General features: G+C 68.8%; 25 protein-coding genes. 13 read left to right on the plus strand and 12 right to left on the minus strand.

The features are described from left to right. The first annotated feature begins 39 nt into the window (after positions 1 to 39). From V2L32_RS03505 to V2L32_RS03525, 5 genes are all read left to right on the plus strand, one after another. Positions 40 to 855 (plus strand): CPBP family glutamic-type intramembrane protease, encoded by an 816-nt coding sequence (locus tag V2L32_RS03505; protein ID WP_331235093.1) that lies wholly within the window; start codon positions 40 to 42, stop codon positions 853 to 855. Positions 856 to 954: 99 nt separating this feature from the next. Next, the gene (locus tag V2L32_RS03510) at positions 955 to 1,353 is read left to right on the plus strand and encodes a 30S ribosomal protein S6e (protein WP_331235094.1); all 399 of its coding nucleotides are present in this window, start codon (positions 955 to 957) and stop codon (positions 1,351 to 1,353) included. Between the two features lie 5 nt (positions 1,354 to 1,358). Continuing rightward, a complete protein-coding gene (locus V2L32_RS03515) occupies positions 1,359 to 1,793 on the plus strand; it encodes a DUF7112 family protein (protein WP_331235095.1) in 435 nt (144 codons plus the stop codon). Continuing rightward, a complete protein-coding gene (locus V2L32_RS03520; RefSeq protein WP_331235097.1) occupies positions 1,790 to 2,224 on the plus strand; it encodes a DUF5807 family protein in 435 nt (144 codons plus the stop codon). The genes V2L32_RS03515 and V2L32_RS03520 overlap by 4 nt, the downstream gene beginning before the upstream one ends. A gap of 61 nt (positions 2,225 to 2,285) precedes the next feature. Continuing rightward, positions 2,286 to 3,632 carry a cytochrome P450 gene (locus V2L32_RS03525; RefSeq protein WP_331235099.1) on the plus strand — a complete coding sequence of 449 codons (1,347 nt, stop codon included), beginning with the start codon at positions 2,286 to 2,288 and terminating at the stop codon, positions 3,630 to 3,632. 5 nt (positions 3,633 to 3,637) lie between these two features. On the opposite strand, the gene V2L32_RS03530 is transcribed toward V2L32_RS03525, so the two are convergent. Both V2L32_RS03530 and V2L32_RS03535 read right to left on the minus strand, forming a co-directional pair. Further along, positions 3,638 to 4,744, minus strand: coding sequence for a DHH family phosphoesterase (locus tag V2L32_RS03530; RefSeq protein ID WP_331235100.1), 1,107 nt, complete (start codon positions 4,742 to 4,744; stop codon positions 3,638 to 3,640). A 57-nt stretch (positions 4,745 to 4,801) separates the two neighbouring features. Next, positions 4,802 to 5,260 (minus strand): universal stress protein, encoded by a 459-nt coding sequence (locus V2L32_RS03535; protein WP_331235101.1) that lies wholly within the window; start codon positions 5,258 to 5,260, stop codon positions 4,802 to 4,804. Between the two features lie 93 nt (positions 5,261 to 5,353). Between V2L32_RS03535 and V2L32_RS03540 the strand changes: the two genes are divergently transcribed. Continuing rightward, a complete protein-coding gene (locus V2L32_RS03540; protein ID WP_331235102.1) occupies positions 5,354 to 5,806 on the plus strand; it encodes a universal stress protein in 453 nt (150 codons plus the stop codon). Here the strand turns inward: V2L32_RS03540 and V2L32_RS03545 are convergent. Both V2L32_RS03545 and V2L32_RS03550 read right to left on the minus strand, forming a co-directional pair. Next, positions 5,785 to 6,330 carry a GNAT family N-acetyltransferase gene (locus tag V2L32_RS03545; RefSeq protein ID WP_331235103.1) on the minus strand — a complete coding sequence of 182 codons (546 nt, stop codon included), beginning with the start codon at positions 6,328 to 6,330 and terminating at the stop codon, positions 5,785 to 5,787. The genes V2L32_RS03540 and V2L32_RS03545 overlap by 22 nt on opposite strands. Then, complete coding sequence (locus tag V2L32_RS03550; RefSeq protein ID WP_331235104.1) at positions 6,327 to 6,698, minus strand: universal stress protein; 372 nt, start codon at positions 6,696 to 6,698, stop codon at positions 6,327 to 6,329. The genes V2L32_RS03545 and V2L32_RS03550 overlap by 4 nt, the downstream gene beginning before the upstream one ends. A gap of 76 nt (positions 6,699 to 6,774) precedes the next feature. Here V2L32_RS03550 and V2L32_RS03555 point away from each other — a divergent pair, with 76 nt between their 5' ends. Together V2L32_RS03555 and V2L32_RS03560 are read left to right on the plus strand one after the other, a co-directional pair. Continuing rightward, complete coding sequence (locus tag V2L32_RS03555; RefSeq protein WP_331235105.1) at positions 6,775 to 7,593, plus strand: DUF5806 family protein; 819 nt, start codon at positions 6,775 to 6,777, stop codon at positions 7,591 to 7,593. Between the two features lie 213 nt (positions 7,594 to 7,806). Next, a complete protein-coding gene (locus V2L32_RS03560; RefSeq protein WP_331235106.1) occupies positions 7,807 to 8,904 on the plus strand; it encodes a NosD domain-containing protein in 1,098 nt (365 codons plus the stop codon). A 58-nt stretch (positions 8,905 to 8,962) separates the two neighbouring features. Here the strand turns inward: V2L32_RS03560 and V2L32_RS03565 are convergent, their stop codons facing one another. The 4 genes from V2L32_RS03565 to V2L32_RS03580 form a co-directional block, all read right to left on the minus strand. Next, the gene (locus V2L32_RS03565; RefSeq protein WP_331235107.1) at positions 8,963 to 9,445 is read right to left on the minus strand and encodes a DUF7529 family protein; all 483 of its coding nucleotides are present in this window, start codon (positions 9,443 to 9,445) and stop codon (positions 8,963 to 8,965) included. 43 nt (positions 9,446 to 9,488) lie between these two features. Further along, positions 9,489 to 10,781, minus strand: coding sequence for a dihydroorotase (locus V2L32_RS03570; protein ID WP_331235108.1), 1,293 nt, complete (start codon positions 10,779 to 10,781; stop codon positions 9,489 to 9,491). Positions 10,782 to 10,844: 63 nt separating this feature from the next. Continuing rightward, positions 10,845 to 11,060, minus strand: coding sequence for a hypothetical protein (locus tag V2L32_RS03575; protein WP_331235109.1), 216 nt, complete (start codon positions 11,058 to 11,060; stop codon positions 10,845 to 10,847). A gap of 299 nt (positions 11,061 to 11,359) precedes the next feature. Further along, positions 11,360 to 12,043, minus strand: coding sequence for a lipoate--protein ligase family protein (locus V2L32_RS03580; protein ID WP_331235110.1), 684 nt, complete (start codon positions 12,041 to 12,043; stop codon positions 11,360 to 11,362). A gap of 50 nt (positions 12,044 to 12,093) precedes the next feature. Here V2L32_RS03580 and V2L32_RS03585 point away from each other — a divergent pair, with 50 nt between their 5' ends. Continuing rightward, complete coding sequence (locus V2L32_RS03585) at positions 12,094 to 12,957, plus strand: hypothetical protein (protein WP_331235111.1); 864 nt, start codon at positions 12,094 to 12,096, stop codon at positions 12,955 to 12,957. A gap of 21 nt (positions 12,958 to 12,978) precedes the next feature. Beyond that, the gene (locus V2L32_RS03590; RefSeq protein WP_331235112.1) at positions 12,979 to 13,425 is read left to right on the plus strand and encodes a PaaI family thioesterase; all 447 of its coding nucleotides are present in this window, start codon (positions 12,979 to 12,981) and stop codon (positions 13,423 to 13,425) included. A 211-nt stretch (positions 13,426 to 13,636) separates the two neighbouring features. Here the strand turns inward: V2L32_RS03590 and V2L32_RS03595 are convergent, their stop codons facing one another. Both V2L32_RS03595 and V2L32_RS03600 read right to left on the minus strand, forming a co-directional pair. After that, the gene (locus V2L32_RS03595) at positions 13,637 to 14,578 is read right to left on the minus strand and encodes a dimethylarginine dimethylaminohydrolase family protein (protein ID WP_331235113.1); all 942 of its coding nucleotides are present in this window, start codon (positions 14,576 to 14,578) and stop codon (positions 13,637 to 13,639) included. Between the two features lie 43 nt (positions 14,579 to 14,621). Beyond that, entirely contained in the window at positions 14,622 to 15,194 is a 573-nt protein-coding gene (locus V2L32_RS03600) for a cysteine hydrolase family protein (RefSeq protein WP_331235114.1), read from the minus strand. Between the two features lie 86 nt (positions 15,195 to 15,280). On the opposite strand from V2L32_RS03600, the gene V2L32_RS03605 reads away from it, so the two are divergent. Together V2L32_RS03605 and V2L32_RS03610 are read left to right on the plus strand one after the other, a co-directional pair. Then, positions 15,281 to 16,921: an Hvo_1808 family surface protein gene (locus V2L32_RS03605; protein WP_331235115.1), complete on the plus strand. Its 1,641-nt coding sequence runs from the start codon at positions 15,281 to 15,283 to the stop codon at positions 16,919 to 16,921. A 1-nt stretch (position 16,922) separates the two neighbouring features. Further along, positions 16,923 to 18,395: an Hvo_1808 family surface protein gene (locus tag V2L32_RS03610; RefSeq protein ID WP_331235116.1), complete on the plus strand. Its 1,473-nt coding sequence runs from the start codon at positions 16,923 to 16,925 to the stop codon at positions 18,393 to 18,395. A 5-nt stretch (positions 18,396 to 18,400) separates the two neighbouring features. Here V2L32_RS03610 and V2L32_RS03615 read toward each other — a convergent pair whose 3' ends face one another. Together V2L32_RS03615 and V2L32_RS03620 are read right to left on the minus strand one after the other, a co-directional pair. Next, entirely contained in the window at positions 18,401 to 19,375 is a 975-nt protein-coding gene (locus tag V2L32_RS03615; RefSeq protein ID WP_331235117.1) for a DMT family transporter, read from the minus strand. A gap of 170 nt (positions 19,376 to 19,545) precedes the next feature. Further along, positions 19,546 to 20,202, minus strand: coding sequence for a helix-turn-helix domain-containing protein (locus V2L32_RS03620; RefSeq protein ID WP_331235118.1), 657 nt, complete (start codon positions 20,200 to 20,202; stop codon positions 19,546 to 19,548). 125 nt (positions 20,203 to 20,327) lie between these two features. Between V2L32_RS03620 and V2L32_RS03625 the strand changes: the two genes are divergently transcribed. Continuing rightward, the gene (locus V2L32_RS03625) at positions 20,328 to 20,453 is read left to right on the plus strand and encodes a hypothetical protein (RefSeq protein ID WP_331235119.1); all 126 of its coding nucleotides are present in this window, start codon (positions 20,328 to 20,330) and stop codon (positions 20,451 to 20,453) included. Positions 20,454 to 20,461 lie beyond the last annotated feature (8 nt).

Genomic DNA, 20,461 nt, shown 5'->3' on the forward strand with positions numbered 1-20,461 from the left:
CCCGTCACCTTTAGATCCAGTCGGAGGAACCGACGAGCCATGTCGGAGACTGCCGCCGAACCCGCCGCGCCCGCCTCGATCAACCTCCGGTGGTTCCTCGCGCTGTTCGGGCCGGGGCTGGTCGGCGTAGTCGCGCTGGCGCTCACGACAGCGAACGACCCCACCGGGCTGCCGCCCGAGCTCGCCGAGCTCCCGTCGCTAACGCTGGCGTCGCTGGTCGCCGTCCAGCCCGAGCTGTTGCTCGCCGTCGCCGTCCTCCTCGGGCTGTACGCGGCGCCGAAGGTCGGGTTCCGGTCGCACCTCCTCGACCGGGTGACGTACGGAACGCCGCTGCTCGAGGGGTTCGGGAGCGAGCTGAAACCCGCGATCGGTCTCGGCGTGCTGGCCGGCGTCTTCGTCGTCGTCGCGGAGCCGCTGCTCGCACCGACCCCGTCGGCCGCACCCGAGACCGAGGCGACCGTCCGGGCGGTGCTGGTGACGGTGCCGCTGCGGTTCCTCTACGGCGGAATCACCGAGGAGCTCCTCCTGCGCTGGGGGTTCATGTCGGTCCTCGCGTTCGGGCTCTGGAGGACGGTCGGTCGCGGGGCCGGCGACCTCTCCGACGGGCTCGCGTGGACCGCCGTCGTCGCCGCGGCGGTCCTCTTCGGGATCGGCCACCTCCCGAACGCGCTCGTCGTCTACGGCGAGCTGACGACGGCGGTGGTCGTCTGGATCGTCGTCGGAAACGCTATCGGCGGGGTCGCCTTCGGGTGGATCTACTGGAGACACAGCCTCGAGGCCGCGATGGTCGCACACGCGATGGCCCACGTCGTGTTCGTCTCGCTGTCGCTGGTCGCGATCGGGTCGTCGCCGTAGCGACGCCGTCGCCGGCGAACCGTCGTTCTGCGACCGCTACGCCTACGTCGTGCGCGGGAGAACGACGTGCTTTTGACGCGCGACCGTTTTTCAAGCCCCATGGCAGATTTCACGGTCGTCGTCTCGGATCCCGAGGACGGCCAGTCGTACCAGGTGGAGGTCGACGGACAGGACGCGAACCGGTTTCTCGGCGTCTCGATCGGCGAGGAGGTCGACGGGAGCGCGGTCGGTCTCTCCGGGTTCACCCTCGAGGTCACCGGCGGCTCCGACAACGCGGGCCGGCCGCTCAGAAGCGACGTCTCCGGGCCGAACCTGAAGGAGGTGCTGCTCACCGGCGGCACCGGCTACAAGCCCTCGCGCGACGGCGAGCGAAAGCGCGTGACGGTGCGAGGACGGGAGCTCTCCGACGAGGTCGCCCAGATCAACGTGAAGGTCACCGGACAGGGCGAGGGCTCGGTCGCGGAGCATCTCGCGGGCGACGACGCTGGGGACGACTGATCGGGATGGGCGAGCGCGTCCCGAGCGACCACCCCTCGATCCGGACGATCCGAACGACCGTCGCCCGCCACGGTGCCTCCCGACCCAGACTCGACGTGCCTTCGGAAGAGGCCGACGCGGTCCCCGAGGGCGAGGTGATCCGCCTCGTCGTCGAGGAGGTGACGTACTTCGCCCGGGTCGACGGCGGCTTCGCCGACGAGAGCCCACGGATCACCGGCGCGTACGACTCGCCCGCGATGGCCCGGTCGGGCGACGGCGAGAACCGGTTAGAGGAGTGGTTCGAGGAGAGCGGGCGCTCGTTCGGCTCGTCGGTGCTGCTCGACGTGATCGAACCCGACTTCGCCTACGGGATCAGAGAGCCCGGCGAGACGGTCGTCTACGAGGCCGTCGAGGCGCCGAAGTCGAGTCTCGCCGACATCGCACGGGACCTCGACGGATGACCGGCGACGACGGACGGGGCGAGCGGGTGGAGGCGTTCCTCGCCGGCGAGCGCCCCGACGACGTCGCTATCTTCCTCTCCGAGGGGATGGTCGACGGGGTCGAGAAGCTCGCAGCCCACGGCGAACGCGTCGAGGGCGGAGTGCTCGTCGTCGTGAGCGGGCAGAACGGGCGCAACGCGTTCACCGCCGCGACGGGCCTCGACGCGTTCACGTTCGCCAAGGAGGCGATGGAGAGGGAGGGAGAGGTCGAGCGCGGCCTCTCCGGTGGGCGCTGTCCCGACTGCGACGCCGGCCCGGAGTTCGTCTTCGCGTTCGCGGAGGAGGAGAACGAGGAGGCGGGCCGGCTCTACGCCGAGGGGAGCGTGCTCCACGCCTACGCACGGTGTGCGTGCGGGGTCGCGTACGCGGATCGGTGGGTGACGGACGCGTAGCCAGGCTCTCCGACCGACCCTTCGAGAGACAGCCTGAAGTACGCACGGACATACCTCGGGTATGCAACGGGAGATCCCACAGCCGCCCGACCCGGGCATTCTCAACGCGCTCCGGTTCGGGAGCGACCCGTTCCGGTTCCTCGAGGCGATCCAGGCCAGGTTCGCCGACCTGACGGAGGTCCCACTGCCCGGTCGTCCGCCGCTCGTGCTCGTCACGAACCCGTCGCTCGCCCACGACGCGCTCTCGCGACCCGGAGCGTTCGAGCGGGTCCCCACGCAGGGGTCGGCGGCGCGTATCGCCGAGAACGGACTCGTCCAGAGCGAGGGTGAGCTCTGGCGTCAGCAGCGACGGATCGTGGGCTCTGCTTTCACCGGCAGACGGGTGATCAGGTACGCGGACACCGTCGGCGAGCGCGCCGACGAACTCGCCGGAGAGTGGGCCACACCCGACGTCGACGGCGAGCAGCGCGACCTGCACAGGGAGATGACCGCGCTCACCATCCGGGTGGCGGCGGAGGTGCTCCTCGGCGAGCGACTGGGCGACGACCGACCCCGGGAGTTCCACGACTGGATGCAGGCCGCGGGGACCGAGTTCGAGTTCTCAGCGTCGACACTGAAGCCGGGGTGGCTGCCCGACCTATCCTCCGGCGAGTTCAAACGCGCGGCGGGCGGCATCCTCGAGTTGAGCGAGGAGATCATCGAGCGGCGGCGCGAGCGGCTCGAACGCGAGCCCGACGAGCGAGGGGACATGCTCGCGCTGTTGCTTTCGGCCGAGGACGACCCCGGCGTGCGGTACGAGGAGAACCAGATCCGGGACGAGGTCGCGACGTTCCTCATCGCGGGCCACGAGACGACGGCGCTGAGCCTCACCTACACGCTGGCGCTGCTCTCGTGGAACCCCGAGTGCCGAAAGCTGGTTCGAGCGGAGGCGCGAGCGGTCCTCGACGGGGAGACGCCTCGACACGACCACGTCTCGCGGTTGGAGTACACCGACCGGGTCTACCGCGAGGCGCTCCGGCTCTATCCCCCCGCGTGGGCGGTGTTCCGCCGGGCGATCGAGGGCACAGATCTCGGAGAGTACTCGGTCGAGGGCGGCTCCGCGGTGATCGTTCCGACCTGGTCGATCCAGCGCGACGGACGATACTTCGAGCGCCCGGAGGAGTTCGAGCCCGACCGGTGGGAGCGGCTGAACCCGGACGACTACGAGCCCTACCTCCCGTTCGGGAGCGGTCCGCACAAGTGCGTCGGCCGGGGGTTCGCGCTCTCGGGGGCGACGCTCGCGCTCGCCAGGCTGGTTCACGAGTTCGACGTGGACGTCCCGGAGGACGCCCTCGACGACCTGAGCGTGAGCGTCACCCTCCGCCCGAAAACGGGCGTGCCGGTCACGATCCGGCGCGCGGACGAGTGAGCCGACTACGCTACTGGTTCGTCCGCGGTCTCGTCGTCTCCCCGATCCTCCTCGACCAGCGTCCGGAAGCCGTCGAGGATCACCCGTTTGGTGACCGCCCCCTGCGTCGTCCAGTGGTGGGCGTAGTCGAGCATGTCGTCGTAGACGTCGGGTTTACAGCCCGCCGCTCTGGGATGGCCCCCGCCGTTCACCTGCTGTGCGACCTCGTGACACCGCTCGAACCCCTCCGAGCCCCGGATCGAGGCGCTTCCCGCCGGTTTCACGATCACCGATGCGTCGGCGCCCTGCTCTCGCATCGCCTCCGCGACCTCGTTCTGGGAACACCGGCCGTAGGTGACGCCGACCGTCCAGGGACCTACCTCCCGGATCACGGATCGAGAGACCGCCTGCTCGATCAGCGCCTCCTTCTCGATGCGCTGCTCGGCGAGGAACTCCAGTACGTCTCCCGGTAAGTCCGCTCCGTACGCACCCACCGCCTCGACGTACTCCTCCGGTTCGGACCAGTACGCGAAGTCGGCGAGGTCGTCGCTTCGCGGGTCCTCGCGGATCCAGAGGTCGTGGTCGCGGGTCGCGGCCGCGAGATCCGAAAACCGCTCGGGGAACTCGTAGTCGATAGAGCGCAGCGCCACGTCGGTGGTGCACTCGGTCTCGGAGTCGCCGACGACGAGGTCGACGCCCGTCTCCCCGACCCGTTTCGCCACCTCGTCGTCCCACTGGTGGTGGTCGAACCAGCGGACCGTCTCGGCGTGGCCGACGAGGTCGGCGAGTTCCTCGGAGACGTACTCGAAGCGGTCGGGACAGAGGTCACAGACGAAGACGGTGAGCCCTGGCTCGCCGAACTCGGCGGCGTAGGCCAGGCCGTCCTCGATCTCGTGGGGGCCGGCGGGGAGCAACGCACCCTCGCCGTAGGCCTCGCGGATCAGCGCCACGCAGCCGAGGCCGTCGGCGTCCGGATCGGCGACGACCGCGACCGACGCCTCCGAGAGCGCTTCCGCGGCCTCGGCCTCCGTTCTCGCCTCGTCGAACTCGTCGGGGTAGAAGAAGCCCTCGCCGGGGAGCAGCGACTTCCGGGCGAGCGGGAGCGTCTCGTCGTCTACGAGGGTCTCGTCCATAGGGCGAGGAGGGAGCGAGGGGAGAAAGGTGGCGTGGTCTCGCGTTCGGGGGCGCGATCAGACCTCGGCTTCGGCGCTTTCTGTACCTGACTCGAGCTGTCTGACGGTGAGCACGGGCACCGGACAGGTGCGGACCACTCGCTCGGCGACGCTCCCGAGCAGGAACCGGTGTTCGCCGTGTCTACCCCTCGTTCCGGTCGCGACGACGTCGGCGTCGTGCTCGCGGGCGTACTCCGCGATCACCGCGGCAGGGTGGCCCTCCCTCACCGCCGTGTGGACCTCGCGCTCGGTACGGCCCGCGACCTCTTCCAGGGCACGCTCGCCCCGCTCCGAGAGCGCCTCGCGGAACTCGCCCCGGAGCTCGGAGGGTGAGGAGTCGACGTCGCCCTCGTCGATCACGTAGAGCGCGCGGACCGCCGCGTCGAACCGGTCGGCGAGGTCGAGCGCCACGTCCACCGCCCGACTCACGCTCTCGGAGCCGTCGGTCGCGACGACCACGGTGTCGATGTCGGCCATGTCCCGAGTACCCGGGCGGGGCTGTTAAACCTGTACCCTCGACCGCCCGTGGCCCGTGGGTGGTTTTTTCACCTCGGCCCGCGGAGGCGGGGTATGAGCGACCCACTCTCGGTGAACACCGTCCTCGTCCCCGTCGACGGCAGCGACGAGTCCGCCCGGGCCGTCGACTACGGGGTCACGATCGCGGCCGAGTACGACGCCTCGATCCACGTCGTCTACGTCGTCGGCGAGGAGGTCGTCCGCGGGATCGAGGCGGGACGGGTGTCGAAGGAGGCCGTCGCCGACGAGGCCGGGGCGTTCGCCGATCGGGCGCTCTCGCTCGCCGAGGAGGCCTCGGTCCCGGCGAACAACTCGACGGCGTTCGGCTTCTCGCCCACGCGAAAGACCCGCCACCCGGGAAGCGTCATCCTCGATACCGCCGACGAGATCGACGCCGACTTCATCGTCGTCCCGCGCGAGGGGGGCGCCGAGAACACCGGCGACGTCCTCGAGAAGGCCGCCGAGTACGTCCTCCTCTATGCGAGTCAGCCGGTGCTCTCGGTCTGAGCGAGCCGAATGCTCATCTCGAGTTCGAAGCTCTCGACGGAAGAGGACTCGAAGCCGACCGACTCGTAGAGAGAGACGGCGGGGTTGTTCCACCGTTCGACCGTGAGCCAGACGTACTCGACGCCCTCGCTCGCCCCGTAGCCGAGCAACGCACGGACGAGGCGAGAGCCGACACCTGCGCCCTGGTACGTCTGGAAGACGAAGATTGCGAGCTCCATCCCCTCGTCGCCGTCGGGGACGAGCGTCGCGTGGCCGACTACCCGGTCGTCGTCGAGCGCGACGACGTCGTAGCCCTCGCCGAGGATGACGTCGAGCCAGTCCTCGACCCGTTTCTCCCCGGACGGTGGGATCCCCTGCGCACGGTCGGCGGGGTCGAACTCGGCGTACATCTCCGTGAGCGACGCCCGATCGCTCCCGTCGTAGACGCGGATCTCGATCTCTCGACCTACCCCGTCGGTGAACGACAGCGGCGGCTCGGGAAACGGACCGGCCGGGTCGTCTGGGTAGGGGCGATCCGGGCTCATCTGCGGACCAGCGTGACCGTCGTCCGGGCGTTCAACACGACGAACTCGGCGATCCGTCCGACCTGGATCTTCCCCATCGGGCTGCGTTCGCCCCCGCCGATTACGATCTGATCGTACCCCTCGTCGTCGGCGAGGTCGACGAGTCGCCCACCGGGGTCTCCCTCCAAGTGCCGGATCTCCGCGTCGAGGCCCTGCTCGGAGAGCGCCGTCTCGACCTCCGCCTCGATCTCCTCCGGCGGGCGATCGGAGTCGGGGTTCTCGAGGATCGCCACCGTGAGCTCGTCGTCGGTCGCGGAGGTCCGCTCGGCGGCCCACCAGAGCGCGTCGAGGGAGTCGTCGGTGCCGCCGATCCCGAGTAACAGCTTCATGCGGCGCGGTTGGTCGGCTCCCCGCAAAAAGGATTCCCCCCGACACCCTTTTGCTCGGCGATCCGAAAGGAGGGCCATGCGCGAGGATCCCCGGGAGACGAGCCCTCCGGACGACGCGAGCGAGACAGAGAGCGCTGGAGGGGTCGTCCCCGGCGTCGACACAGACGAGAGCGACGGGGAGGAAGCCACCCCCGAGACGAACGGCGAGTCCCCCGCCCCGGAACCCGGACGCGAAGGGAACGACGGCGAGTCCGGGTCCGAGAGCGCCGGTCCCGGGGTTTCCGAGGGACCCACGGGGGAGAAAGAGGAGGTCCCCGGGGACGGTGCCGACTCCGAGGACCCGGCGGACCGTCGGGCCGTGCCCGAGGACGTCAGGAACTACGCCCGCTTCACGAAGATGGACGGGGCATCCTACGACCGCGTCAACGGCTTTCTGCGGGACCGGACGTACATCACCGCCCGCGAGTGGGCGATGGCCCGGCTCTGTGCCGACTTCAGGACCGAGACGGGCGTCGAGATGACGAAGATCGGCGAGAACCTCCCCGAGCTCGTCCCGTTCATGACCGACACCTACACCCCACAGGCGGTCAACCAGGCCCGACACTCCTTCGAGGGGAAGGTGACGAAGGCCGGTGCGACGTTCCTCTACGGGGCGATGTGTGACTTCTTCACCGCCGAGGAGCTCGACGAGCTGATGTACGAGGTCACCGAGGTCGCGAAGTTCCTCCTGGAGGTCGAGGGTGCGGACCTCACGGTCGAGGCGGAACTCGAAGCCGAGGACCGGATCTCCGAAGTGATGCGCGAGGTGCGACGGTCGAGCGAACAGCTCCGAAACGAGGAGCTCTCGCACGATCACGGGGAGTGTCCGCACTGCGGCGGCGACCTGAGCGAGTGATTAACCGTCGGCCTCGTCCCCTGGCGGCTCGAAGGTAGCGGGATCGTCGTGGGTGAAGGTGAGCGTATTCCCGAGGGCTGTCTGCAAGAGAGTACACCACTGATACGAGGCTGCCCACCGATTCGACGATCTCGACGTCACCGGAGTAGCGGGCGGCACTGATGGCAGTAAACCGAACAGTTCCGTGAGTACCACACAGATAGGACTTTCTCGGTGAACGCGGAAAGGGACCTGATCATGGAACGGTCGCTCGAGGAGACGTACGGGGGAACCGATACCGGAACCAACGGATCGGTGGGTCGGAGGAGCGTGCTGCGATCGGTCGGGGTCGTAGGGGCCGGTCTCGCCGCCGGTGCGGCGGTCGTAGCAGCGAGCAGTCACGGTGAGCCGACCGAGATCGACGCCTGTACGACGATCACCGAACCCGGCGAGTACGTCCTCGTCGACGATCTGCACCTGGACACGGAGGAGCGCGTCGGCTGCATCGTGATCGAATCCGACGACGTCACCCTGCGTGGGGACGGACACACGATCACCGGAAGCGACACGGTCGACGGTGGATTCGGCGTAGCGGTCATCCCTCCGTCATGGCCGTTTTGGTCTCCCCCTCTAGAGAACGTCACCGTCGAGGACCTCACGGTGACCGGGTTCCGGGACGGGATCCACTACCGGTTCGTCGACGGGGGCTCGATCGGACGGATCAGGGCGACGGACAACGGTCGAGGGATCGCGCTCGTCGACGACGTGTTGGACGTGAGCATCGAACACAACCGGATCACGGACTGCCGAACGGGTCTCGCGCTCGTCGGTGACTCCGAGGTCGGGTTCCACCCCGGCTCGATACCGATTCGGAACAACGACGTCCTGCGAAACGGTCGGGGGATCACCCTCGGGGCCTGGGTGGGCGGCAACCCGATCGAGCGAAATCGGATCGTCCGGAACGAGATCGGTATCGTTCAGGGGCTTTTCGCTGGAGCGAACGAGGTCCGGTACAACCACATCTGCGAGAGCGAAGAGGTCGGCTACCTGAACGCCGACGCATACTGGGTCGACCTGCTCGGGGAGATCGACGCGGACCCCGAGGACCGAATCGACATGCAGGCGACGGCACTCGAGAACTACTGGGGTGCGACGAACGGGCCATCGAGCTTCGGTGGCCCAGAAGAACCCCTCACCGATCCCGAGACGGGCCGACCGGCCGACGGGGACGGCGATGCCGTCTCGGAGGGTCTCGACGAGGGGATCGCCAACGTCCGTTTCGACCCGTTCCTCGAGACGTCGCTCGACGACGTCGGTGCCGACCTCGATTAGGAGGGTGGTCGGGCGGAGAGCCGCACGGGAGGCGGTGCGAACCGACGTCGACCGCCGATCACCCCTCCTCGGGCGGCTCGAAGATCGACGGATCGTCGTGGGTGAACGTGACGATGTCGCCGGAGAGTCGTCTGAGATACGTGTGGAGCCGTCCCCGCTCGCGAGCACGCGAGAGGACCTCCCTCCCCGCCCCCCAGCCGTAGTACGCCGGGAAGGCGAGTGCGACCTCCTCGCGCTCGTCGACGAGGACGAGCACCAGTAAGACCGTCGACCCCTCGCGCGCGCTGTAGACCTCAGACGAGTCGAAGGCGACGCCTCGATCGACCAGGTCGAAGACGGTCTCGAACTCGCTGCCGGGCAACAGCACGTCCAGCCCTTCCCGGTCGCCGGACTCGCCCGTGAGTAGCGTGACGTCGCCCGGATGCAGCGCGTGGGCCTCGAAACCCCGTTCGTCGTACTCCGTCACGATCGCCTCGACGTCGCCCGAGAGCGCCTCCCAGTGGGCGCTCGCGACCTTCGTCGCCCTGTCTGGACCCTTCATACGCGCTCGGGGTGGGCGACGGTGAAAAGGATACTGTCTCCGATCACGTCCGGACGTTCTTCCCGACCGCCGGGCCGAACCCCTCGCGGGCGTCGTAGACGACCGTGCCTCGGACCATCGTCCACTCCGGGAAGACGCCCTCGCTCCCCTCGTACGGCGTCCACCCGCAGTTCGAGTGCAGGTCCTTCCCCCGGATCTCGGTTTCGGAACCCGGGTCGACGAGCACGAGGTCGGCGTCAGATCCCTCGGCGATTCGCCCCTTCCCGGGGAGTCCGAACACGCGCGCGGGGGCGCTCGCGGTGAGATCCCGTACCCGTTCGATGCTCAGATCCCCGCGTGCGGCCGCGGCGAGCAGCAGGGGGAGCATCGTCTCCACGCCAGGGACGCCGCTCGGCGCGTCGTGGATCGTCGCCTCCTTCTCCTCGGCCGTGTGTGGGGCGTGGTCAGTCGCGATCAGGTCGACGGAGCCGTCGGCGACCCGTTCGGCGACGCCCGCACGGCGCTCCTCGCTCCGAAGCGGCGGGTTCATCCGGCCGTACGTGCCCAGATCGGAGAGGTCCTCGCGCGAGAGGAAGAGGTGGTGGGGACAGACCTCGCAGCTCGCGCCGCCCGCGTTCGCGGCGTCGATCCCCTCGGGCGTCGAGGTGTGTGCGACGTGGAGGTCCGCGCCGACGTCGTTCGCCACCTCGCAGGCGGTCTCGATCGCTGCGGCCTCCGCCTCGGCGGTCCGGAACACGCTCCAGGCGTCGGCGTCCGCCTCGCGGCCGACCCCCTCTCCGGCGCGCCCGAGTGCCTCCTCGTCGAACAGCGTCGCGTCCTCGGCGTGGACCGTGATCGGCACCTCGGCGTCGGCCGCACGCTCGGCGGCCTCGGCGAACAGCTCGGTGTCGATCCCCATCTCGCCCGTGGAGTCGGCCAGGAAGACCTCGCCGAGCGCGAAGATCGGCCGCGAGAACAGCTCCTCGGGGTTCCAGTCCGCTGTGACGCCGCCGTTGATCCCGTACTCCACGTAGGAGTTCTCGGCTAGCAACGCCTTCTCGTCGAAGCTCTCGCCGTCGACCGTCGGCGGCTCCGTGTTCGGCTGGTCGACGGCGCAGGTCACGCCGCCCGCGGCGGCGCTGCGCGAGCCCGTCTCCCAGGTCTCCTTGTGGGGAAAGCCCGGCTCACGGAAGTGGACGTGGACGTCGATCGCGCCGGGGAGCAGGAGCTTTCCGCCCGCGTCGATCGTCTCCCCTCTCCCCGAACGGAGATCTGCATCGACGGCGGTGATCTTCTCCCCCTCGATCCGTACGTCGACCGATCGGCCGTCGGCGAGCCGCGCGTCCTGAACGATCATGGGGTCGGTCGGAGCGGCGGGTCCCTAAGCCTCCCGGTAGACGGCGTTCGCGATGCCGGGGGCCTAGCCGACTCCGGTGAGTGCGAGACCGACGAGCAGCGTGGCGCTGCTCGCGACGAGGAGCCCGAGAGCGTACGAGAGCCCCCCGAGGAGGCTGAGCGCCGCGACCGCGAGGTAGATCCGCGCGCCTGGAGCACCCGCCAGACCCGTGTCCGCGAGGCCTACACCGGGGACCGGTATCCACCCGAGGACGGTCACCGGGAGGAGCGCGCCGATCACGAACGTGGGCCCAGCGAGACCGGACGGTGATCCCCAACCCGACCAGGAGGACGAGCTTCCAGACGGAGAGGACGCCCGAGCGCATCTCGGACCACGAGAGTGCGGTGAACGCGAGGAGGATCGCACACATGACGACGTGTGAGACCACGACCGCGTGCCGGGAGACGAGGTCGAGCTGTGCGGCGGCGACGAACCCCCCACGCGAGCGGGCCGAGGACGACCGGGCCGGTCTGGCGGTGGCGACGGAACGCGTTCGAATCTCGTCGGGTGGGCTCGTGAGTGACGCCCTCTTCGATCGCTTACGTCGGGCCGATCCGCTCGATCCGTGGCGTTCTCCCGTCGAGAATCGCGTCCTCGATCGCCCGTGCGACCCGCTCCGGGTCCGCGTCCCCACCGGCGCGTTCGACGCTTCCGACGGAGTCCCGGTCGAACGGGACCGACAGCGCCTCGTAGACGGGCGAGAGGACCCCAGCGATCTCCTCGTGCCCGTCGACGATCACCACACCGGAGACGAGCGCGGCCTCGGCGGTGATCCGTTGGGCGATCCCCACGAGCTTCCCGGAGGCAGAGAGCGAGTGGTCGCCAGGGCAGTAGCTCTCGGGTGGCTCGCCGCGTTCCGCCTCGACGCCGACCGTGCGGAGCCCCGCTCGGACCCGCTCGCTCGCCCGCTCGTAGCGTGCGTCCATCCCCCTCCGGAGATCGTCGATCGGTATCGCGTGCGCGAACGCGAGCGTCGTGCCCGTGTAGGCCACGGCTCTCCCCCCCACGCTACGGTCGATCGGTGGAAAGCCGTACTCGCGGGCGATCGCGACCGCTCGGTCGTAGCCCGCCTCGTTGGTGTCTCGCCTTCCGAACGCGAGCTGACGGTGCGGCGTCCAGACGCGGAGCGCTGGCTCTCGGCGCTCGCCCGCCTCCGCGAGAATCCGGGCGGTTCGCTCCCGGTCGGCTGTGACGTCCGCTGCTCGGCCCCGGAGCACGCGCATACCGACTGCAACACCCGACGGGGCTAAACCCTCGCGCTCGAACCGTCGGTATGATCGAACTCGGTGGCGCACTCCTCTCTCACTTCGAGCGACTCTCGCTCTACAACTCACCGTATCCCGCCCACGACCAGGGGTGTGCGATCGACCTCTACCCCGGTACCGAGGCCGCGCCGAGTCCCGTCTCCGGGACAGTCCTCGACACGCGATCGGTCCGTGCGCCGCCGAAGCCCTACGCCGAGGACGAGGACCACCTGATCCTGATCGAGGTCGACTCCGGGGTCGAAGAGATGCCCGAAGGAACGGTCGCCCGGACGCTCCACGTCGAGCCGAGCGTGGAGACGGGCGACCGGATCGAGGTCGGCGATCGCCTGGGGAGGCTCGTCCGCGCCGGCTTCTTCGCACCCTGGGTCGCGAACCACGTCCACCTCGGGTTTCGTCGGCCGGATGCGAACCCGTATCGCGCGTCGGGATCGCTCCGTCTCTCGATCGGGGTGCCGATCGAGCCGGTCGCGTGGGACGGGACGGGCACGGTCTGCGAGGTCGGAGAGACCTACGTCGTCCTCGATGCGCCAACACACCCCGATCCCGGCGAGCGCTGGATCGGGATCGCGGACGACTCGTGTTCCCTCGCGCTCGACGGCGGCCTCCCACACTACGACGGGGGTGGCGCACACGGAAACCGGGCGGGAGACGAACGATCGGTGGACCTGCTCGGCGAGCACGTCGGGGTCGCGACCGGGCGGGACCTCGCGTGGGACGAGGTCGTGATCCGGGTGAACGGGGAGGCGATCACCGGGCTCTCGCTGTTTCTCACCCGGATCGGGATGGGTGCGAAGCTCGTCTGTCCGGGTCACGGGTTCTCGGTCGGCGATCGGATCGAGGTAGACGTACGCAGAGACGACGCCGATAAGTGAGCGCACGGTCGACCACGAGCGATGACCGACGATCCGGCCACCGCCGCGTTCCTCCAGTCGTACATCGACGACCACCACGGCTTCCTCTCCTGGCTCGACACGCGCGTCGAGTCGGTGAGCGACGGAAAAATGGTGATGACGATCCCCTACGACGAGAAGCTCACGAACACCCGCCCGGGACGCGAAGGAACCCCCGACATGCACGGCGGCGTCGCGGCGACGCTGGTCGACACGGCTGGTGGCCTCGCCCAGCGAACGACGCTCGAAAACCCGCTGGAGGGCGGCGTCGCGACGATCAACCTGAACGTGAACTACCTCCGGCCCGCGACGGCCGACCTGACCGCCACCGCCGAGGTGGTTCGCGCGGGATCGAGCGTCGGGGTGAGCGAGATCACCGTCGAGAGCACGACCAACGGCGAGACGGCCCCGGTCGCGACAGGACAGGGGGCGTACCGGCTCTTTCGATAGGGCACACTCGCGCTCGCGGTCGGCCTCCTTCGCCCGCCGGGAGGTCTCGATCCCCGTCCACGAACGCCCACAGCGGGAGCAGCTCCTCCGTGTGTACGGCTGAACCGTGAAGACGCCCTCCTCGCTCCGGTCGATCTCGTACGTTCGAGGGTTCTCCCTGAGGTCGGCGTCGTACTCCGAGCCGTCCTCGAGCTCGCCGAGTGTCCGCCGCTCAGCGGCTCTCGTCCCCCGCTTCTGGGTCGCCGAGCGAGAGGGTGAGACAGCGGACGGAGCCGCCGGCCTTCTGGAACTCGTCGGTCCCGATCGGGACGGGGTCGAACCCGGCGTCGGAGAGCAGCCGTTCGGTCGTCGGATTGCCCGCGCCGAGCAACACCCGATCGCCGAGCGCGACGGCGTTGCAGGCGAGGCCGCCGCGTGTCTCCGAGACCGGAGCGGCGAGTAACCGGTCGAAGACCGCCTCGATCAGCGCGAGGCCCTCGTCGGTGAACGCCTCGGGCTGTATCAGGACGGTCTCCGAATCGAGCGGCGAGAAACAGACGTCGAGGTGGTAGTAGTGCGGGTCCGTGAGTTCGAGCGCGATAACCCGCGTATCGAGGCGGTCGGCGATGTCGTCGTAGGCCGCTCGCTCGGAACGGATACCGTGGCCGCCCCAGAGCAGCCGTCTCCCCGGGTGCCAGAGCGCGTCGCCGCCCCCCTCGAACGCGTGGTCGGGGGGCGAGAGCACGTCGTAGCCGGCCTCGTGCGCCCACGCCTCGAAGTACGTCGGTTCGGCCACCCGCTCGTCGGTGGACATCGCCGCGAGCAGCGCACCGGTCCCATCCGGTATCGGGAGGGCGTGGTTCGCGCCGAACGCGAAGTCGGGTAGCGTCGCCGGATCGGGGGTTCCCTCCGGAACCGAGAGTACATCGGGGTCGATCACGAGGGTGTTCTCGGCGTACCGTTCACAGGCTTGCAGGAGCGTCTCCCACTGTCCGTGTGCGCGGTCCGTGTCGACGCCCTCGCGCATGTACGGGTTGATGTGGTAGCGGACGTCGAAGTGCGTCGGCCGGGCGAGAGCGAGCGTCGCGTGGTCGGGACGTGCGGGCAGGTCGCCGGTCGAGAACGAGAGATCGGAGACCGCCTCGACGACGGGTACCGTGGGGGAGGAGGGCATCTCCGTCGCTAGAGCCTCACACGGCATAGGTCTGGTCCCCGGCTCAGTCGAACGTCACCTCGTCCCGTCCGATCACCTCGCCGAAGAGCCATCCGGCGTGTTCGAGCGCGTACTCCCTGTGTGCCTCCTCGATGAAGCCGATACACTCCTCGACGAGCACCGGCCTGAAATCGCGTAGCCCGGCGCTACCGGCGGTGTGGAGTACGCAGACGTTCGCGAGCGTGCCACAGAACACGAGGTCGCGGATCCCGCGCGCCCGGAGCCAGCCCTCCAGTTCGGTGTTGTAGAAGGCGTCATAGGTGTGTTTCTCGACGACGTGGTCCTCCGGTTCGGGGTCGAGCGTGTCGACGATCTCGGCCTCCTCCGATCCCTCGAGGACGTGTTCGCCCCACCGGTCGAACTCGTCGTAGTAGTGGTTCGAGTCGAACTGCCCCGGCGGGTGGACGTCCCTGGTGAAGACGACGCGGGCACCCGCCCCGCGTGCGTTCGCGACCAGCTCCGCGATCGGGTCGACCGCCGACTCGCTTCCCGGCGCGTAGAGGCTCCCCTCGGGGTCGCAAAAGCCCTTCTGCATGTCGACGACGACGACTGCCGTCTCGGTCGGGTCGAAACGCATGGAGGGGGTAGGGGCCGAGAGGGCGAAACGGTTCGGTCGTGTTCGATCGCCGGACCCTTTTTACTCGACCGCCACTATCGGGCGGTATGCGTCGCGTTTGTGTCCTGTTGGTCGCCTTCATCCTCGTGGTGAGCGGCGGACCGGCGCTCGCCGTCGCGGCGGGCGCGCCGGTCGCAGCCGACGGGTCGGTGGGAGGGGAGGGACAGCTCGCGGAGGAGCCGGAGGACGACGGCGAGTGGCGCGAGTACGAACCTGACGACGAACTCGGTCTGGAGGGAGCTGAGGAGCTGAGCGACGAGGAGCTCGCGGAGGTGATCGACCGGGCGATGGTCCGCGTCGAGGAGCTCCGCGAGGTCGAGTTCGAGGAACGACCACCCGTCGAGGTCGTGACGAGAAGCGAGTTCCAGGAGGAGTTCGACGGGCTGGTCGGCGAGGGAACGGAGACCCAGACGGCGTTCGTGAACGCGAAACACAAGGCGCTGTTGCTCGTCGGCGACGACGAGGACTCGACGGAGACGCTCGCGGAGAATCAGAACGTCTCCGTCGGCGGCTTCTACTCGTCCGCGACGAACGAGATCGTCGTGGTCGTCGACGACGAGACCCCCGTCGTGGACGAGGTGATCCTCGCACACGAACTCTACCACGCCTATCAGGACCAACGGTGGGACCTCCAGCGCTACGACGCACAGACGCGCGACGAGCGTAACGCCCAGAACGGCCTGATCGAGGGCGACGCCGTCCTCATGGAGTATCGGTACGAACAGCGCTGTGAGGGCGGCGAGTGGGAGTGTGTGCGCCCGCCCGCCGCCGACGGGACCGAACCGACAGAGGAGGGCGAACCCGCGAACATGGGCCTGCTCCTGCTCGACTTCCAGCCCTACAGCGACGGCCCGACGTTCTCCGAGCACCGGTACCAGGAGGGCGGCTGGGACGCAGTGAACGAGCTCTACGGCGAACCCCCGGAGACGAGCCAGCAGGTCATCACGCCGGATCGGTACCCCGACGACCTGCCCCGCGAGGTCGAGATCGACGACGAGACCGACGAGGGGTGGGACCGCCTGCGTCCCGAGGAGCGACCGGACCACGAAGTGCTCGGGAAGGTCTCGATCGCGACGATGTTCGCCGCGCCGCTGTACGACCAGCCCGGCGCACAGCTCGTCGACCCGGACGAGTTCCTCAACGTCGGCCCCGACGGCGAGCTCGACCCGTTCGACCCGATCAACTACGACGTGGAGTACGCGACCGGGTGGGACGGCGACCGGCTACACGTCTACGAGAGCGAGGCGGGCGAGAGCGCCTACGTCTGGCGGATCGCCTGGGAGAGCGACGACGACGCCGCGACGTTCGTCGAGGGCTACGACGAGCTCCTCGAGTACCGCGGTGCCGGGGACGAGGGCGACGGCCTCTACGTCGCAGAGAGCGGCGGCTACGCCGGCGCCTACCACGTCGATCACGACGGCGACGTGGTGACGATCACCCACGCCCCGGACGTCGATGCGCTCTCGGCGGTAAACGCCGACGTCGAACCCGCGGACGTCGAAGAGGACGACGAGGTGGTGGAGACGCCCGAGGAGACCGACGACGACGTCGAAGAGACGCCCGAGGAGACCGACGACGACGTCGAAGAGACGCCCGAAGAGGAGCAGGAAGAGCAGCCCGGCTTCGGCCTCGTGGCGGCGCTCGCAGCGCTCGTGATCGCCCTCGCATTGCTCGCCAGGCGCCGCTGAGATGGGCTCGCGCGTAGCGGTCCTCGCCGTCGTCGTCCTCGTCGCCCTCGCCGGCTGTACGACGATCCCGCCCGGAGAGCTCTTTCCGTTCGGCGACGGCGAGGACGGCCCCGCCGACCTCGACACGGACAGGCCGCTCGGCGAGGTCCGCGGGGTGAGCTACGACGACGCCCTCGAAGTGAACTCGACCGCCGAACTGACCGAGGTCGAACGCGAGGCGGTGATCCACCGGGCGATGGCACGCGTCGAACTGATCCGGGGGCTGAAGTTCGAGCAGGAGGTGCCGGTGGAGGTGATCAGCCGCGAGGAGTTCAGAGAGGAACGCCGGTTCACCGAGCAGTGGGACGAGGAGTACGCGGCGTGGAACGACCACCTCTGGCGGGCGCTCTTTCACGTCGACGAGGAGACGCCCGCCGCCGAGGAGTTCGAGGCGCTCTACGGCGGGTCGATCCAGGGCTACTACTCCTCGAGCGACGAGCGGATCGTCATCGTCGCGGACGACCCGGAGGCCGTCGAGATCGACCGGAACACGCTCACACACGAACTGCTCCACGCGCTCCAGGACCAGCACTTCGGGCTCTCGAGAGACAGCTCGACGCTCGACTCGGAGTACGCCGCGATGGGAATCATCGAGGGCGACGCGAACTACGTCGAGGCGCAGTACGACGAGCGGTGTGCGGACGACGAGTGGGAGTGTCTGGAGCGGCCGAGCGCGACGAGTTCGGGTGGCTCGTTCGACTTCGGGCTGTTCGTCACGATCTTCCAGCCCTACAGCGACGGCCCGGCGTTCGTCGACCACCGGTACCAGGAGGGCGGCTGGGACGCCGTGAACGAGGTGTACGATTCCCACCCGCGAGCGACGACGGAGGTGATCCACCCCGACCGCTACGGGACGTTCGAGCCGACGAACGTGACGGTTCGGGACGAGTCGACCGAGGACTGGGTGCGGTTCAACGTGAGTAGCCGCGAGGAGGGCGTCGAAACCGTCGGTGAGGCGGCGCTCTACGCCACGTTCTGGTCGAACGGCGTGATCGACCGCGAGCACCTCTACGGGAGCGAGGACCCGCTCTCGCCGTACGACTACTCGCACCCGATCACGACCGGGTGGGCGGGCGATCAACTGGTCCCCTACGAGGGGCCCGACGGCGAGTACGCCTTCGTCTTCGAGAGCGAGTGGGAGTCCGAGGAGGACGCGGAGGCGTTCGGCGAGGCGTACGCCGAGCTCCTAGCGGTGAACGGAGCGGAGGGCGAAAGGACGGTGTTCGAGATCGACCCGGGCGAGCCGTTCGCCGGGGCGTACCACGTCGAGCAGGACGGAGTGACGGTGACGGTCGTCCACGCGCCGAGCGAGCGGGAGCTAGAGGAGGTTCACGGGGTAGAGGTGTCGGTCCCCGCATCGGTGGATGGAGCGGGGTTCGAGTCGGTTGTGACCCTGAAGCCGGGTGGCACCGGCGTCACACCGGTGCCCGCGTAGGGCGGTCAGCGGTAGTAGAACTGGCCGGCGACGACCACGACATCCTCGCCGAGGCCCCGTTCCCTGTGGTGGTCCGAGAGCCGGCGGAGTCGCCAGCGGACGGCCCCCCACTTGATGACGAGGAAGCCGACGAGGATCACGCCGAAGCCGACGAGCGTCGCCTCGGTGAGCGGCTCGCCAAGAGCGGCCACGCCGACGAGCACCGCGATCATCGGGGTGACGTAGTTGACGAGGCTCACCTGAACCGGTCCGGCCGCCTCCAGGAGCTCGAAGTAACAGAGGAAGCCGCCGACCGTCGCCGCGACCGAGAGGTAGACGAGCGCGGCGAGCGCGGTCGGCGAGAACGTCGCGGCGGCGACCGACTCGGCGGGGTGGACGAGGCTCGTCAGGTGGAGCGCGATCGCACCCACGAGCATCATCCACGCCTGCAGCGAGACGAGCGACATCGTCGAGCGGATCCGGAGCGCGAGGACGCTCCCGAGCGCGAAGCTCGTCGCCGAGAGGAACAGCAGCGCGACGCCGACGATCTGGCCGTCCAGTCCCGCGGGATCCGGGCGGGCGATGATCGCGACGCCGACGAGCCCGAGGAGGATCCCGACCGCGGTCGGGAGCGTGAGCCGCTCTCTCGGGAGCAGCCAGATCGCGAACGCGGGCGTGACGACCGGCGTGAGGCTCATCATCACCGCGGCGATGCCGCTCGTGACGTAGCTCTGGCCGACGAACAGCAGGGCGTAGTGCGCGCCGATCAGGAACGTCCCGCCGATGGCGATCAGCGCCCAGTCGGCCCAGCGGGCGGGGCGCCACTCGTAGCCGGCGACGACGACGTAGGCGAACAGTACTGCCGCGGCGACGTCGAACCGCAGGGCCGCGAACAGCACCGGCGGCAGGTCCGAGAGACCGACCTCGATCGCGAGGAACGAGGTGCCCCAGACCGTCGCGAGCAGGGCGAACAGCGTGGATGTGCGAGATAATCCTCTCATTGTGATAGGTTCTACCTCCGTAGAAGGCAGCTTCGTGGTTCCGGACTAGAGCCCGCGAGTATAAGAGGATTGCCGGATTCGAGATACCGTTTGACACCCTACCATGCTACTGAGTACTCGGTCGAACAGTCATGAACGACCGCTCCGGCCCAGTGAGGAGAACCGATCGCTCACTCGAACTCGCCGACGAGGACGGTGTTGACGTTCAGCACCTTCTGTGCCCGACGCAGGCGCTCGGAGAGCGACTGGTGGCTGATGTCGAGATCGTCGGCGAGCTCCTCGAGCGAGACGTTCCGGGGGACGTCGTAGTAGCCGCGCTCGGTCGCGAGCGTGAGCGCCTCGTGCTGGGACTCGCTCAGTCCGAACCGGCCCTCGCGGTCGTCGTTCATCTCGTAGATCGCCGTGATGTCGAGACGGATCCCCCGGTCCTCGGCGTAGTCGTACGCCCGTGAGAGGGCGTCGCGCTCGGGGAAGAGCGCCCGGAAGTTCCAGACCCCCTCCGAACCGACCGCCGAGAGGATCACCCCCTCCTGTTCGGTGAGGATGTTGACCAGGAGCTCCGCCTTGTCGACCCAGTCCATTCGGTAGAGCCTGACCCCCTCTTCGGTCTCGCTGATCAGTTCGAACGTATCGAGCGTCTCGTCCTCCGCGAAGAGGTCCTCGACCCGGTTCTGATCGTCGGCCGAGACCCAGACGTAGGGCATAACGTGGTCGGGGCCGTGGGCCGCGACGCGCTCGATCTCGATCTCCGCGATCGGCCCCTCCTGGATCGTCTCTCCCAACGCGAACCCCTCGACGGGAAGCCTGAACTCCGCGATAGTCGCCATGAGATGACCAGTAGGTTGAACGGTATAAGTCGGACGTTATCACCCCGACCGCCCGAGATCTCTCTCCAACGACACCTTCCCACGCAGGGAACGGAGTGACCCGTGAGGAGGGAGTACCGCCATCGATGCACGGGCCGATCTACCAGCCGACCTGCACCCACTGTGAGCGGCCGCAAGTCGAGGTGAACGGCCAGTACTACGGGCTCTGCTTCCACCATCTACGAGAGGAGAGGAATATCGAGGCGCTGTGACGGCCCTC

The sequence above is a fragment of the Halalkalicoccus sp. CGA53 genome (genome assembly GCF_036429475.1).
Lineage (GTDB): Archaea > Halobacteriota > Halobacteria > Halobacteriales > Halalkalicoccaceae > Natronorarus > Natronorarus salvus.

Bases quoted from the DNA above. Each gene is read 5' to 3' on its own strand.
- V2L32_RS03505 (WP_331235093.1), top strand. From the start codon at position 40: ATGTCGGAGACTGCCGCCGAACCCGCCGCGCCCGCCTCGATCAACCTC.
- V2L32_RS03510 (WP_331235094.1), top strand. From the start codon at position 955: ATGGCAGATTTCACGGTCGTCGTCTCGGATCCCGAGGACGGCCAGTCG.
- V2L32_RS03515 (WP_331235095.1), top strand. From the start codon at position 1,359: ATGGGCGAGCGCGTCCCGAGCGACCACCCCTCGATCCGGACGATCCGA.
- V2L32_RS03520 (WP_331235097.1), top strand. From the start codon at position 1,790: ATGACCGGCGACGACGGACGGGGCGAGCGGGTGGAGGCGTTCCTCGCC.
- V2L32_RS03525 (WP_331235099.1), top strand. From the start codon at position 2,286: ATGCAACGGGAGATCCCACAGCCGCCCGACCCGGGCATTCTCAACGCG.
- V2L32_RS03530 (WP_331235100.1), bottom strand. From the start codon at position 4,744: ATGGACGAGACCCTCGTAGACGACGAGACGCTCCCGCTCGCCCGGAAG.
- V2L32_RS03535 (WP_331235101.1), bottom strand. From the start codon at position 5,260: ATGGCCGACATCGACACCGTGGTCGTCGCGACCGACGGCTCCGAGAGC.
- V2L32_RS03540 (WP_331235102.1), top strand. From the start codon at position 5,354: ATGAGCGACCCACTCTCGGTGAACACCGTCCTCGTCCCCGTCGACGGC.
- V2L32_RS03545 (WP_331235103.1), bottom strand. From the start codon at position 6,330: ATGAGCCCGGATCGCCCCTACCCAGACGACCCGGCCGGTCCGTTTCCC.
- V2L32_RS03550 (WP_331235104.1), bottom strand. From the start codon at position 6,698: ATGAAGCTGTTACTCGGGATCGGCGGCACCGACGACTCCCTCGACGCG.
- V2L32_RS03555 (WP_331235105.1), top strand. From the start codon at position 6,775: ATGCGCGAGGATCCCCGGGAGACGAGCCCTCCGGACGACGCGAGCGAG.
- V2L32_RS03565 (WP_331235107.1), bottom strand. From the start codon at position 9,445: ATGAAGGGTCCAGACAGGGCGACGAAGGTCGCGAGCGCCCACTGGGAG.
- V2L32_RS03570 (WP_331235108.1), bottom strand. From the start codon at position 10,781: ATGATCGTTCAGGACGCGCGGCTCGCCGACGGCCGATCGGTCGACGTA.
- V2L32_RS03580 (WP_331235110.1), bottom strand. From the start codon at position 12,043: ATGCGCGTGCTCCGGGGCCGAGCAGCGGACGTCACAGCCGACCGGGAG.
- V2L32_RS03585 (WP_331235111.1), top strand. From the start codon at position 12,094: ATGATCGAACTCGGTGGCGCACTCCTCTCTCACTTCGAGCGACTCTCG.
- V2L32_RS03590 (WP_331235112.1), top strand. From the start codon at position 12,979: ATGACCGACGATCCGGCCACCGCCGCGTTCCTCCAGTCGTACATCGAC.
- V2L32_RS03595 (WP_331235113.1), bottom strand. From the start codon at position 14,578: ATGCCCTCCTCCCCCACGGTACCCGTCGTCGAGGCGGTCTCCGATCTC.
- V2L32_RS03600 (WP_331235114.1), bottom strand. From the start codon at position 15,194: ATGCGTTTCGACCCGACCGAGACGGCAGTCGTCGTCGTCGACATGCAG.
- V2L32_RS03605 (WP_331235115.1), top strand. From the start codon at position 15,281: ATGCGTCGCGTTTGTGTCCTGTTGGTCGCCTTCATCCTCGTGGTGAGC.
- V2L32_RS03610 (WP_331235116.1), top strand. From the start codon at position 16,923: ATGGGCTCGCGCGTAGCGGTCCTCGCCGTCGTCGTCCTCGTCGCCCTC.
- V2L32_RS03615 (WP_331235117.1), bottom strand. From the start codon at position 19,375: ATGAGAGGATTATCTCGCACATCCACGCTGTTCGCCCTGCTCGCGACG.
- V2L32_RS03620 (WP_331235118.1), bottom strand. From the start codon at position 20,202: ATGGCGACTATCGCGGAGTTCAGGCTTCCCGTCGAGGGGTTCGCGTTG.
- V2L32_RS03625 (WP_331235119.1), top strand. From the start codon at position 20,328: ATGCACGGGCCGATCTACCAGCCGACCTGCACCCACTGTGAGCGGCCG.